Below are 13,551 nucleotides of genomic sequence, written 5' to 3' on the forward strand. Positions count from 1 at the left end.
CGATCCAGCGCGCGATTCTACAGTCCGGCACCGTGATTGGCACGCCGACGAGGCAGCCGGCTATGCTTGCGGCCGCACCAGGATCCACGCCGATGCGGCCGAACCCGACCAATCCATTCGCCAGCGCCCAGTTCCTGCGTTCCTGCGCGCGGCTCGACCAGCTGCCCGACGACGAGCGCGCGGAGCTGGCCTTCGCCGGCCGCTCGAACGCCGGCAAGTCCAGTGCGCTGAACCGGCTGTGCGGGCACAACGCGCTGGCGCGGGTCAGCAAGACCCCGGGCCGCACGCAGTTGATCAACCTGTTCGACGTGCCGGGCGGCCGTTTCGCCGACCTGCCGGGCTACGGCTTTGCGAAGGTGTCCAAGGATCTGCGCGACACCTGGGGCGCGCTGATCGGACGCTATCTGGAGACCCGCGCCAATCTCTGCGGCGTCGTGCTGATCATGGACGTGCGCCACCCGCTGACCCCGCTGGACCGGCAGATGCTCGACTGGGCGGTGACGCGCGGCCTGGCCTGCCACCTGCTGCTGACCAAGGCCGACAAGCTCGGCTACGGTGCGGCGAAGAGCGCGTTGCTGGGGGTGCGCAAGGCGCTGCCGCAGATCAGCACGGTCAGTGCGCAGCTGTTCTCGGCGCAGACCGATCTCGGGCTGGACGAGTTCCGCGCGCGCGTCGCCGGGCTGCTCGCCGCGCACGGCGCCACGGAGGCCGTATGACACCGAACCCGCCGCCGCTCGCCGATGCGCTCGGCCGGTGGCGCACGCGGCTGCTGTACACGCTGTTGCTGCTGGCCGTGCTCGGCAGCCTGTGCGCCCTGCTGCTCTGGCATTGGGGCGTCGCGCTGGTCGGTGGCTCGCGGCCGCTGCTGGCGGCGCTGCAGACGGCGCTGTTCCTGGTCTTCGCCGGGGTCGCGTGGTGGCTGGCGGTGGCCCGGCCGTTCGCGCGCCTGCCGATCGACGCGCCGGCGGCGGAGTCCGGCGCCGGCGCGGCGCAGCTCCAGGCGCTCCAGCACGAGCGCGACAAGCGCGCCGAACAGCTCAACGCGATGCTGCAGATGAATCGCACGATGCGCGACAAGCTCGCGCGCCTGGGCGCCGAGCAGCAGCTCGCGCTGCGCGCGCGCGACGCCCTGCTCGGCGCGACCCAGGATCCGCTGATCCTCACCGACGGCGGCGGCGTCGTGCTCGGCGTCAGCCCCGCAGCGGCCACCGCCCTGCGGCGTGCGCGCGAGGACCTGGTCGGCAAGCGCTTCGAGGATGTCGTGCCGCTGTTCCAGTCCGGCGTCGATGCCTACGAGAACCATCCGCTGCCGCGCTTCCTGGCGGGCGTGCTGGAGTCGCGCTCCGGCATCCCGCAGATCCAGCAGGCGGTGCTGCTGACCGCGGACCGCGAGCCGGTCACCGTGTTCGTCACCGCCGGTGCGATCCTCGACGGCGCCGGTCAGGTGATCGGCAGCACCGTGCGCTTCGCGCGCGTCGAGTCAGCGGCGGCCGAACCGACGGCCGTTCCGACGCTGTCGCTGGCCGACGCCGAAATCGGCAGCTGGGCTGCGAAGCTGCTGTCGCGCGAACCCTTCGAGCGCCGCGTCGAGGACCTGATCGCCGACAGCCACAACACCGGCGCCCAGCACATGCTGCTGTATCTGCGCGTCGATGATCTGGAGCGCATCAACGACCAGGCCGGCTACTGGGCCGGCGAGCAGGCGCTGTGGCATGCCGCCAAGAACTTTTCGCTGGCGCTGGTCGATGCCGGCACCGGCTACCGCTGCACCAACAACCGTTTCGCCACGCTGCTGATCGGCTGCGACGAGACGCGCGCGCTGGCGGTCGCCGAGCGCATCCGCAGTCACGCCGAGAACAACGAGCTGGTCTGGGAGGGCAAGCGTTTCCCGTGCACGTTCAGCATCGCGGTGCTGCCGGTGGACCGCGACACGCCGAAGCTGTCGGAACTGCTCGGTGCAGCCGAGACGCTGCTGTCGGAAGCGCGGCGGCGTGGCGGCAACTGCGTGCTGCACAAGATTCCGGACGAGGCGGTGAAAACGCGGCAGCGCGACGACCAGACCTGGCTCGACTGGCTGTTGCCGCGCCTCGACAACGGCCGCGCGCACCTGATCTCGCAGGAGACGCACTCGCTGGCGCAACCGCCGCTCAAGCCGCTGCTGGAGTTCTTCATCCGCGTCGAGGACGACGACGGGGTGTGGCTCGAACCGGGGCACTACCTGCCGGCGATCGAACGTCTGCGCCAGTCGCACCGCCTCGACCTGTGGAGCCTGCAGCATCTGCTGGAGGCCCTGTCCCGGGACATGAAGCTGTTCGAGACCCACGGTCTGGCCAGCCTCAACCTCGCCCCGCAGACCCTCCTCGACGACGGCTTCGCCGAACAGGCCTTCGAGACCCTCGCCGGTTCGATGGTGCCCGCCGAGCGCCTGTGCTTCGAGATCGACGAGGCCTTCGCGCTCAGCCAGAGCTCGGTCGTGCAGCGCTTCATGGAACGGCTGCGGCCGCTGGGCCTGCGCTTCGCGCTGGACCGCTGCCACACGACGACCGGCATCACGCAGCTGCGCCGGCTGCCGATCGATTACATGAAGATCCATCCGCAGATCACGCGCAACATCGAGGACGACGCGCTCGACCGCACGCATCTGGAATGGATCTGCCAGGCCGCGCATCTGCTCGGCCGCAAGACCGTGGCGATCAACATCGAGTCGCCCGCGGCGTTGGCCCTACTGCGCGGCGCCGGCGTCGATTACGTGCAGGGCAGCGCGGTGAACAAGATGGGCCCGGTGATGACCTGATGCACGTCCTGTGCAAGCCAGCGCCATCGGTGGCGCCGACTTTCACAATAAGCACGGCAGGCTTGTTTGGACAGTCGAGGCCATGGATGGCCTCGGCGTGCGCCGGATACAGGCTTGTCTTGAATACCGGGGCCACGGATGGCCCCGTTCTTGTGCAGAACGCACAAAAAGGCCCGGTGGCCTTGGGGGGCGGCCACCGGGCGACGCTTCCGGCGTTGGGGGATGCCGGATCCGCCCAGGGAGTGAGGCGGAGAGCGGGACAGGGAGTATCGCCGCTCGCAGAGTTAGATGGGGCCGGTTCGGCAAAGTTCAAAGGGTGCCCGCCCGCTGCGGCTCGGAGCGCCTCGCCTTAACGGCGCATTAACATTTCAAATCAGGGACTTGGGGTCAGCGCCGTTACCGGCCCGGGGCCGGAGATCCGACAAAATTCGCTTCAGTCTGAGCTACTTGCATGCCCCAAGGGAGTATGCGCGCCATCCCATTCGCCGGCAACCCCCCAGTCGGCGACCAGCGGCACCGCCAGCGCAGCCACGCGGCACATGCGGGTGGCGATCCGTGGCGCCAGCTCGGGCAGGCCGGTCGCCGGCCCCTCGAACACCAATTCGTCGTGAACCTGCATGATCATGCGGACATCCGGCGCGTTCTGCCGCAAAAAACCGTCAACGTCGATCATCGCCAGCTTGATCAGATCCGCGGCGGTGCCCTGCAGCGGCGCGTTGATCGCGGTGCGCTCGGCGTATTGGCGCAGGGCCTGGTTCTTCGACTGGATGTCCTTGAGGTACAGGCGCCGCCCGAACAGGGTCTCGACATAGCCGCGCTCGCGCGCCAGCGCCTTGGTCGTCTCCATGAACTGTTTCACGCCCGGGTAGCGGCCGAAGAAACGGTCGATGTAGTCCTGCGCCTCGCCGCGCGGGATGCCGAGCTGACGCGCCAAGCCGAAGCTCGACATGCCGTAGATCAGGCCGAAGTTGATCGCCTTGGCGGCGCGGCGGCGGTCGGCCGGGACTTCGGCGAGCGGCAGGCCGAAGACCTCGGCGGCGGTGGCCTGGTGGATGTCGAGGCCGTCGCGGAAGGCCTGTTGCAGGCGCGCGTCGCCGGAGAAATGTGCCATCAGGCGCAGTTCGATCTGCGAGTAGTCGATCGACAGCAGCAGGTGGCCGGCTTCCGCGACGAAGGCCTGGCGGATGCGCCGCCCTTCGGCATTGCGCACCGGGATGTTCTGCAGGTTCGGGTCGGACGAGGACAGCCGCCCGGTCGCGGCGATGGCCTGGCCATAGGACGTGTGGATGCGCCCGCTGCGCGGGTTCACCGCCTGCGGCAGCTGCTCGGTATAGGTCGAGCGCAGCTTGGACAGCGCGCGCCAGTCGAGAATCAGGCGCGGCAGCGGATGCTGCGCGGCCAGCTCCTCGAGCACGTCCTCGGCGGTCGAGGGCTCGCCCTTGGGTGTCTTGCCGAGCACCGGCAGCTGCAGCTTCTCGTAGAGGATCGCCGCGAGCTGCCGGGGCGAGCCCAGGTTGAACTCGCCGCCGGCCGCGCGGAACGCCTCGGCCTGCAGCTCGTCCATGCGCTGTGCGAGTTCGGTGCTGATCTGGCGCAGCAGTGCGACATCGACCTTGACGCCGGTCTGTTCCATGCGCGCCAGCACCGGCACCAGCGGCATCTCGATCGTCTCGTAGACCTTCTTCAGTGCAGGTTCGGCGCACAGGCGCGGATACAACGCGTGATGCAGGCGCAGTGTGATGTCGGCGTCCTCGGCCGAATACTCGGCCGCCTTGTCGATCGCCACCTGGTTGAACGTGATCTGGTTCTTGCCCTTGCCGGCGACGTCCTCGAACTTGATCGTCGTGTGGTTCAGGTACTTCTGCGCCAGCGTGTCCATGTCGTGGCGGTTGCCGGTGGCGTCGAGCACGTAGCTCTGCAACATGGTGTCGTGCGCGATACCGGCGACGTTCACGCCGTGCTGCGCGAGCACGTTGACGTCGAACTTGAGGTGCTGGCCGAGCTTGGGCTTGCCGGCGTCTTCCAGAATCGGCCGCAGCCGGTCGAGCACACTGTGCCGATCCAGCTGTGGCGGCGCGCCGAGGTAGTCGTGACCGACCGGCACGTACCACGCGCGACCGGGCTCGACGGCAAATGCGAGGCCGACGAGGCGCGCGCGGTTGGCGTCGAGGCTGTCGGTCTCGGTGTCGAAGCAGACCAGTTCGGCACGCGCCAACGCGCCGAGCATGTCGGTGAACGCCGCCTCGTCGAGCACGGTGATCGCGACGGTGGGCGCCGGGCGTTCTGCAGCAGCGGCCTGCGGCCGCGCTTCGTCGGCCGCGGTGTCGTCGCGCCCGGGCGCCGCTCCGCCGAGTTCTTCGAGCAGCCGGTTGAAGCCGTGATGCCGGTACAGCGCCGCCAAGCGCCCGATGTCCGGCGCACGCGGCTGCAGATCGTCGAGTGCCAGCGGCAGCTCGACGTCGCAGTGGATCGTCGCCAGGCGGCGCGCCAGCGGCAGCTGGTGCAGGTGCGCGCGCAGCTTCTCGCCGACCTTGCCGCCGATCTCGCCGGCGCGCGCGATGATCGCATCCAGCGAACCGTACTCGGCGAGCCACTTCGCCGCGGTCTTGGGGCCGACGCTGGGCACACCGGGGATGTTATCGACGCTGTCGCCCATCAGCGCGAGATAGTCGATGATGCGCTCCGGCGGCACGCCGAACTTCTCGACGACGCCGGCCGGGTCGAGTCGCCGGTTCTTCATCGTGTCGAGCAGCTGCACGCGCTCGTCCACCAGCTGCGCCATGTCCTTGTCGCTGGTGACGATCAGCACGCGCTCGCCGCGTTGCGCCGCGTGCCGCGCCAGCGTACCGATCACGTCGTCGGCCTCGACGCCCTCGACCGTCACCTGCGGCAGTCCCAGCGCGTCGATCAATTCGCGGATCGCGGGGAACTGGATCTTGAGATCCTCGGGTGTCTCGCTGCGGTTGGCCTTGTACTGCTCGAACAGTTCGTCGCGGAAGGTCTTGCCGCTCGGGTCCCAGACCACGCAGATGCGTTCCGGCGCGAAATCCCTGAGCAGTTTGCGCAGCATGTTGTTCATGCCGAACACCGCGCCGGTCGGCTCGCCGTGCGGACCGGTCAGCGGCGGCAGTGCATGGTAGGCGCGGAACAGCCAGCTGGAGCCGTCGATCAGGATCAGCGGGTGGGTGGAGCCCGTCACGGCAGCAGCCGCTCGCCGCGCAGCAGGTCGTCGAGCGTCTCGCGCGCGCGCACCACGTGCACCTGCCGACCATCGACCATCACTTCCGCAGCGCGCGGACGCGTGTTGTAGTTCGACGCCATCACGAAGCCATAGGCGCCGGCGGTGCGCACCGCCAGCAGGTCGCCGGGAGCGATCGAAAGCTCGCGGTCCTTGCCGATCCAGTCGCCGGTCTCGCAGACCGGACCGACGATGTCGTAGGTCCGCGCCGCCACGTCGCCGCGCGGCTGCACCGGCACGATGTCCATCCACGCCTGGTACAGCGTCGGCCGCAGCAGGTCGTTCATCGCCGCATCGACGATCGCGAAGGACTTTTCTTCTCCGCGCTTGATGCCGAGCACGCGCGTGACGAGGATGCCGGCGTTGCCGGCGATCGCGCGGCCCGGCTCGGTGAGGATGCGCAGTCCGCACTCGGCCAGCCGCGGCCTGATCGCCAGCGCCCAGTCGCGCGGCGCGGGCGGATTCTCGTCGCGGTAGCGCACGCCCAGGCCGCCGCCGACGTCGATGTGGCGCAGCCTGATGCCGCGCGCCTGCAGCCGGTCGATCAGCGCGAGCACGCGCTCGAGCGCATCGAGGAACGGAGACAGCTCCAGCAGCTGCGAGCCGATGTGGCTGGCGACACCGAGGATCTCGATGCCGGGCAGCTGCGCGGCCTCGGCGTACAGGCGCTCGGCGCTGGCGATATCGACGCCGAACTTGTTCTTCTTCAGGCCGGTCGAGATGTATGGGTGGGTCTTGGCATCGACGTCCGGGTTGACGCGCAGCGCGATCGGCGCGCGCGTGCCCATGCCGCGCGCGACGGCGTCGAGCGCGCGCAGCTCGAACTCGGATTCGACGTTGAAGCAATGGATGCCGGCCGCCAGCGCCGCACGCATCTCGTCCGCGGTCTTGCCGACGCCGGAGAACACCACCCGGGCCGGATCGCCGCCGGCGCGCAGCACGCGCTGCAGCTCGCCGCCGGAGACGATGTCGAAGCCGGCGCCGAGCTGGGCCAGCACCTGCAGCACGGCGAGGTTGGAATTGGCCTTGACCGCATAGCAGACGCGGTGATCGGTCCCGGCCAGCGCGTCGTCGAAGGCGCGGAAATGGCGTGTCAGCGTCGCCCGCGAATAGACGTAGCAGGGCGTGCCCTGGTGCGCGGCGATCTCGGCGACCGGCACGTCCTCGGCGTACAGGCGGCCGTCGCGGTACTCGAAATGATCCACGGGACCAGCGTCCTCAGGGTGCGGTGGAGGGAGAGGGGGTCGGCGCGCTCGTGGCGGCCGGGGCCGCGGACTGTTCCGGCAGGTACAGCGGCCCGGCCTGGCCACAGGCGGCCAGCAGCAGGGTGCACAGCAGCAGCGTTCGCAGCATCGGGGCGGCCCGGAAACAGGGGCGTGAAGTATAGCCGCCGAGCGCAGCGCCCCTTCACGTGCCGGTCTTGCGCGCGCTCAGCGCTCGATCGTGTAGATCAGGTCGCCGCTGGAAACGGTACCGGTCTCGGTGGAGAGCTTGAAGCCGCGGCCGATGTCGTATTGCAGCCTGAGGCTGTGGCCGGGCAGGAACAGCGACACGCCGTAGCTCAGGTACAGCTTCGGTGACAGGTACTTGCCGATCGTCAGCCGTGCCTGGGCATTGCTCTCGCCGGGTTTCGCACCGACCGTGACTTCGTCCACGCCCAGGCCCTTGCCGAGGCGCTGCGCCAGCCACTCGCTGCCGGCGAAACCCAGCGACAGCGCCGCGTCGGCGACCAGTGCACGATCGGACTCGGTGCTGCTGCCTTCGTCCAGCGCGCGGCCCAGCACCAGCCAGGACAGCTGCCGCTCCTGCGGCATCGCCGGTGTCGAGAACAGGCTGAACTCCGGCTGCGCCAGCGTGCCGCGGACCAGCACGCCGACGGTGATGTCCTCGCGCGGCTTGCGTGTCGCGCGCAACTCGACCGCCGGGTCGGTCAGCGCGCCGCCGGTGAACAGCAGGCGCCCGGTCTCGATGCTCAGATCCTGGCCGTAGGCCTTGTAGCGGCCGCCGAGCAGCTGCAGCTCGCCGCGCGCCCGCGTCGGCACGCCGGGCGCCTCGCGCACGGTCACCGCGCCGGTCAGCTGCGACTTCAGGCCCAGCCCGTCGAAGCGGACGTCGTCGCCGAGCCGGAGCTGGATCTCGGCGAACAGGCCGAGGCGCTTCGCGTCACCGGGTTCGCCACCCTCGCGGATGATCACCTGGTCGGCGCTCGGACCCACGCCCTGCTCGATGGTCTTGGGCGTGATCTGCGCACGCGGTATCTCGACGACGCCATCCGCGTGCAGCTCGCCGCCGCGCAGCCTGAGCGTGAGCTGCGGCGAGACCCACACCTTGGCGTCCGGCCGGCGCAGGGCCTGGAAGCGCTCACCGGCGATACGCAGGTCGATGCCGCCGTCGTCGGTCCACGGATCGGCGCGGCCCTCGACGCTGAGGACGCCGCCGTCGGACCAGGCGCGCGCGCTCAGCGACCACGGCGCGTCCGTGGTCCCGGACAGCGTCGCCTCGACGCGTTCCAGCGTGATGCCCGGCGTGCGCAGCCGCAGGGTCGCATCCGCCAGCGCGAGCGTCCCGGCGAGCGCCGGCGCCGCCGGCGTGCCGGACAGTTCGACGCGGCCGTCGAGGCGGCCCTGCACGCGCTCCAGTTCCGGATTGAGCAGGCGCAGCCAGGACAGATCCGGGACCGTGGCGCGCAGCTCGCCGGCCAGCGCGCGCTGCATGAGGTCGGCGCCCGGACCGAGCCGCGCGTCCACGAACACGCCGCCCTGCTCGAACGGCAACTCCGCCCGCGCCACCAGGCCCTGGGCCTCCTCCTGCACGACCAGCTGTCCCGGGTGCAGCTGCAGCGGCGGCAGGCCGTTGCGCACGAGCTGGACCGCGCTGCTGTGCAGATCGATGCGCAGATCGGCGAGTCCGGCCGCACCGATGTCGGCGTAGCCGCTTCCGTCGATCCGGCCCTGCGCGCGCACCCCGCCGGGCAGCCAGGGATCGAGCGCGGCGAGCAGGAAACGTTCGACGCGGAAGGCCAGGCGGCGACGGCCATCGACCGGCCGCAGCGCGGCGCACGCGCGTGCGAGATCCGAGGCGAAGCAGGCCGGTTCCAGCGTGACGTCGCTGCCGACGACACGCAGCGCCGCGGCTTCTTCGAGCAGCCACGGCGGCCAGTCCGCGGCGATCAGGCGCGCGCTGGTCAGGGTGCCGGCCCAGCTGCGCTTCGGCAGGTCGAGTGCGCCATCGAACACCGTCGAGGCCTGGCCCTGCGGCAGCGTCGCGTCCACGCTCAGGCGGTGCGCCGCCGCACGTCCGCGCAGGCTCAGCCGCGCCTGCGACACCACCACGCCGGCATCGATGCCGCGCAAGTGCGCGTCGAGCCGCGTCTCGCCGGCCGGGTCCACGTCGAAGGCCGCCGACAGCGCCTCGATGCCGGAGGCCTCGTAGCGCAGCGCTTCGGCCTGCAGCTTGCCGGCGCTGCGCGGCGCCGACGGATCGCCGTCCAGGCGCAGCTGCGCCTGCGCGCGGCCTGACAGCGGCGCCCAGATCGAGCGCAGCTCGCTGCTGTCGAGCCGCGCGTCGAACGCCAGTCGCGGCCAGATCTCGCCGGACCCGGTCAGACGGCTCGGTCCGGAGCGCAGGTCGATGGATTGCAGGCTCAGGCGCCCGGCGAGATAGCGGCCGCGCGCATCCAGACGCAGCGGATAGCCATTGAGCTGCGAATCGTCGAGCGTCAGGCCGAAACGCAGGTCCGGCGCCGTGCCGGCGAACTGGGCCTGCACCTCGACGCGACCGTTGACACGGCCCTCGAGCGCGGCCAGCCAGTGCTGCGGGCGCAGGTCGGCGATCGTTCCGTGGACGTCGAGGCGCGGCACCTCGACCCAGTTGAACGTGAGCCGTGCGTCGAGCGCGCCGTGGCCGCTGTCGATGTGCGCCGCTTCGGCATGCAGCTCGTCGAGCGATCCGCGCCCCTGCGCGGTGACGTCGAAGCGCTCGCCGAAGGCCGCCACGGCGAGCGCGAGCTCATAGCGCCAGTCGTCGTAACGGCCGGTCCAGTGCAGCGTGCCGCCATCGCTGTGCGCGACCGGTTCGCCGTCGAGCGGCCAGCGCAGCGTGCGCCAGCGCAGGCGCAGATCGGAACCGCCGGCGTAGCCGAAATAGCCTTCGAGCTCGGCATCGGCCGGTGCGCGGGCACGCAGCTGGGCGACGCGGACGCCATCGGGCAGCAGCGTCGCGTCCCCTTCGACCTGCGCCGCACCGACCCAGGGCGTGACCGCGGCCAGATGTCGCAGACGCACCGCGTCGCCGATCCACGAGCCGCTCAGCGTGACGGCCTCGAAGTGCAGGGGCGCGTCGTCGTACACGCGCAGATCGAAACGGCCGATCGCCAGCGCGCGCACGTCGAGCGCGACCGGCAGTTGCGTCAGCGCGCCCTCATCGTCCACCGGCTGCCCACCGGTCGTTTCCGGCTGCGGCTTGACGGTCACCACCAGCGCATCGGCGTCGAGGCTCGACACGGCGATGTTCGCGCGCAGCGCCTGCAGCGGCGACCACTCGAGCCGCACCCGTTCCAGTTCGACGCGCACATACGCGTCCTCGTAGCGGAAGCGCTCGAACGCGATCGGTCCCCACAGCCGGCCGTGCACGCCCTCGGCCTGCACGAAACCGAAGCGCTGCCCGAATTCCTGCAGTGCCAGTCGCGCCCCGGCCTCGGTGAACAGCAGGAACACCAGCGCAGCGACGACCAGCGTGAGCGCCAGGCCGACGACGTCGCGCAGTGCCGCGAGCAGCGTGCCGAAGATGCGCAGCACCGGGATCCTCACAGCCCGACCCTCACGCCGATGTGCACGCGCAGGCCGCGGCGGTCACCGTCGAGCGGATGGGCCAGGTCGAGTTGCACCGACCCGACCGGTGCCCGGTAGCGCGCACCGGCGCCGATGCCCTGGAACAGCTGCGGCGTCGGGTCGTCGCCGGCGCCGCCGACGTCGTAGAACAGCGCCGCGCCCCAGTTGCTCCACAGGCGCGTCTCGACTTCGAGGCTCGCGGTTTCCAGGAACTTGCCGCCGATGATCTTGCCGTCGCCGTCGGTCGGTCCGAGCGACTGGTATCTGTAGCCGCGCACCGACTGGTCGCCGCCGGCGAAGAAACGCTGCGAGGCCGGCAGCTCGGCGAAGTCTTCGAGAAAGTTCGCGCCGTACTCGAAGCGTCCGAGCACGCGGCTCTGCTCGCCCAGCGGCAGCACGCCGCGCAGCACGGCCTGCGTGCGCAGGAAGCTGGTGTTCGACAGCAGATTGCGCACGCCGCCGTGCGTGTCCACGAAGATCGACCAGCCCTTGCGCGCGTAGATCGGGTCGTCGAGTTCGGCGCGGTTCAGCGACAGGCCGGGCGTCAGCAGGTCGGCGGTCTGCACGGATTCGCCCAGCTCCGATTCTTCGTGGGTATAGGCGATGTACAGCTTGCGCTTCCATTGGCCGGGAATGCGCGACAGGCTCAGTTCCCCGCTCCACTTGCGGCTGATGCCGCCATCGGGGAAACGCTCGGTCGCCAGCTCGCCGGCGAGACCGACGCTTTCGCCGATGCGATCGCCCAGCGGAATCCGGTACAGGCCGCGGGCGGTGTTCTTGACCTCCGACAGGCGCGTCTCGACCTCGGCGGTGTGGCCGCTGCGGTTGAGGCGCCGGATCTGCACGCCGGCGCCGACACGCGCGCCGGTGTCGGTGCCGTAGCCGACGCCGAAGCTGTACTGCGTGCGCGGCCGCGGCGTCGTGCGGATCAGCACCGGCACCGCCTGGCCTTCCGCGGCATCGCGCTGCGGCAGGACTTCCAGCGTCTGGAAGTAACCCAGATCGCCGAGCGCGAACTGCGTGTCGAGCAGGCTCTGCGGATCGAAGTACTCGCCCGGGCGGATGCGCACGTAGCGCTCGAGAAAGTCCGGATCGACGATGTCCTGCTCGATGGTCAGCGTGCCGAAGCGGTAGCGCGGGCCGGTGTCGAAGTCCAGCTCGATCTCGGCGCGGTTGTCGTCGGCGTACACGCGCAGCTCGCTGCGGGTGTAGCGCGCGTCGAGAAAGCCGGCCGCATAGGCGGCCGCGGCGAGCTGCGCCTTGGCCGTCTCGTAGTTCGCATGCAGCAGGACATCCCCCGGGCGCAGGCGGCGCAGCATCGATTCGCGCACCGGCGCGAGCAGTTCGGCGCCCTCGCCGTCGAGCCGCACCTCGACCCGATCCAGACGCGTCACCGGCCCGGCCTTGATGCGGTAGCGCGCGACCCAGTCCGGTGCCTTGCCCTTCAGCTCACCGTCGATCTCCGGGTTGTAGTAGCCGAAAGGCTGCAGCGCGCCACGGATGTCGTCCGGCGCCTCGCGGTGCAGCGCCTCGACCAGCGCCTGGTCGAGCTCGCCGCGCCCGCGCGGTGCGGCGATGCCCAGGCGCAGTTCGACGTTGTCGCGCAGCGTGGCGTCGAGACCGTCGATCCTGACGTCCACGTCCGCCCAGGCGGTCTGCAGCCAGAGGCCCGCGGCCAGGACGGACCAGACCGGGGCGGCGCGCGGAGATCGGGGCATCTGCGGGGCAGGCGTCAGGGCGTTGGTTCTCGGCTATTATCGGTCAAGCCACGTCATCGTCCCCACCGGTGCGCAGCATGAGCAGCCTGACGCTCTACATCGGCAGCAAGAACCTCTCGTCCTGGTCGCTGCGCCCGTGGCTGCTGCTGCGCCATCACGGCGTGCGCTTCAAGGAAGTCCTGATCGACCTGTACCGGCCGGACACGCGCGCGCGCATCCTCGAACACTCGCCCAGCGGCCGCGTGCCGGCGCTGCTGCACGGGACGACGCGGGTCTGGGACTCGCTGGCGATCTGCGAGTACGCCGCGGAGACCTTCGCGCTGCCCGCGGCCTGGCCGATGGACCCGGCGGCGCGCGCCTATGCGCGCTCGATCGCCGCAGAGATGCACAGCGGCTTCGCCGACCTGCGCCGGGAACTGTCGTTCGATGCCACGCGCGAGCCCGCGCCGGTGGCGGCGTCCGCCGCGGCGCAGGCCGACATCGAGCGCATCGGCACGATCTGGCGCGAGGCGCGCGACCGTTTCGGCGGGCAGGGCGACTGGCTGTGCGGCCATTTCGGCATCGCCGACGCGATGTTCGCGCCGGTCGCGCTGCGTTTCGCCGGTTACGCCGTGAAGCTGGGCAAGGTCGAGCGGGCCTATGTCGAGCACGTGCTCGCGCATCCGGCAGTGCAGCAGTGGATCGAGGCGGCGGCGATGGAAGCACCGCCGCCCGCGCCGCCCGCCGGCCCGCTTGTCGCCAAAGCAGCCGATGCACCGGCGGCGGCGCTGAAGACCGCCGAGCGGCAGCCGACCGCCGCGAAGCCGGCCAATGCGAACCCGGCGAAAGAAGACGAGATCGGCGACGACGAGCTGCCGCCGGTGCCGAGCCGCAGCGCGGCGAAGGGGTCAATCGGGGACGGCCGCAAGGGCCAGGAATCCGGTCCGGGCGCGCCGGCGCGCGTGCGCTCGGTGATCCTGCCGCCGGACTGAC

The 13,551-nt window shown here is 70.7% G+C and carries 8 protein-coding genes; 3 read left to right on the top strand and 5 right to left on the bottom strand.

The annotated features are described in order from the left end of the window. Window positions 1-92 precede the first annotated feature (92 nt). Both yihA and AAG565_RS07885 read left to right on the top strand, forming a co-directional pair. Complete coding sequence (gene yihA, locus AAG565_RS07880; RefSeq protein WP_348819027.1) at window positions 93-716, top strand: ribosome biogenesis GTP-binding protein YihA/YsxC; 624 nt, start codon at window positions 93-95, stop codon at window positions 714-716. Continuing rightward, window positions 713-2,794, top strand: coding sequence for an EAL domain-containing protein (locus tag AAG565_RS07885; protein ID WP_348819028.1), 2,082 nt, complete (start codon window positions 713-715; stop codon window positions 2,792-2,794). The genes yihA and AAG565_RS07885 overlap by 4 nt, the downstream gene beginning before the upstream one ends. Before the next feature lie 433 nt (window positions 2,795-3,227). Here AAG565_RS07885 and polA read toward each other — a convergent pair whose 3' ends face one another. The 5 genes from polA to AAG565_RS07910 all read right to left on the bottom strand — a co-directional run bounded on the left by polA (window position 3,228) and on the right by AAG565_RS07910 (window position 12,579). Next, window positions 3,228-5,993: a DNA polymerase I gene (gene polA, locus AAG565_RS07890; RefSeq protein ID WP_348819029.1), complete on the bottom strand. Its 2,766-nt coding sequence runs from the start codon at window positions 5,991-5,993 to the stop codon at window positions 3,228-3,230. Then, window positions 5,990-7,237, bottom strand: a complete 1,248-nt coding sequence (lysA, locus tag AAG565_RS07895) for a diaminopimelate decarboxylase (protein WP_348819030.1) — start codon at window positions 7,235-7,237, stop codon at window positions 5,990-5,992. Before lysA ends, polA begins: the two co-directional genes overlap by 4 nt. 13 nt (window positions 7,238-7,250) lie before the next feature. Beyond that, window positions 7,251-7,385: a lipoprotein gene (locus tag AAG565_RS07900; RefSeq protein WP_348819031.1), complete on the bottom strand. Its 135-nt coding sequence runs from the start codon at window positions 7,383-7,385 to the stop codon at window positions 7,251-7,253. Between the two features lie 77 nt (window positions 7,386-7,462). Further along, the gene (locus AAG565_RS07905; protein WP_348819032.1) at window positions 7,463-10,840 is read right to left on the bottom strand and encodes a translocation/assembly module TamB domain-containing protein; all 3,378 of its coding nucleotides are present in this window, start codon (window positions 10,838-10,840) and stop codon (window positions 7,463-7,465) included. Then, a complete protein-coding gene (locus tag AAG565_RS07910; RefSeq protein WP_348819033.1) occupies window positions 10,837-12,579 on the bottom strand; it encodes an autotransporter assembly complex family protein in 1,743 nt (580 codons plus the stop codon). Before AAG565_RS07910 ends, AAG565_RS07905 begins: the two co-directional genes overlap by 4 nt. A 77-nt stretch (window positions 12,580-12,656) precedes the next feature. Here AAG565_RS07910 and AAG565_RS07915 point away from each other — a divergent pair, with 77 nt between their 5' ends. Then, window positions 12,657-13,550, top strand: a complete 894-nt coding sequence (locus AAG565_RS07915) for a glutathione S-transferase family protein (RefSeq protein ID WP_348819034.1) — start codon at window positions 12,657-12,659, stop codon at window positions 13,548-13,550. Window position 13,551 lies beyond the last annotated feature (1 nt).

The sequence above is a fragment of the Fontimonas sp. SYSU GA230001 genome (genome assembly GCF_040066175.1).
Taxonomy (GTDB): domain Bacteria; phylum Pseudomonadota; class Gammaproteobacteria; order Nevskiales; family Nevskiaceae; genus Solimonas.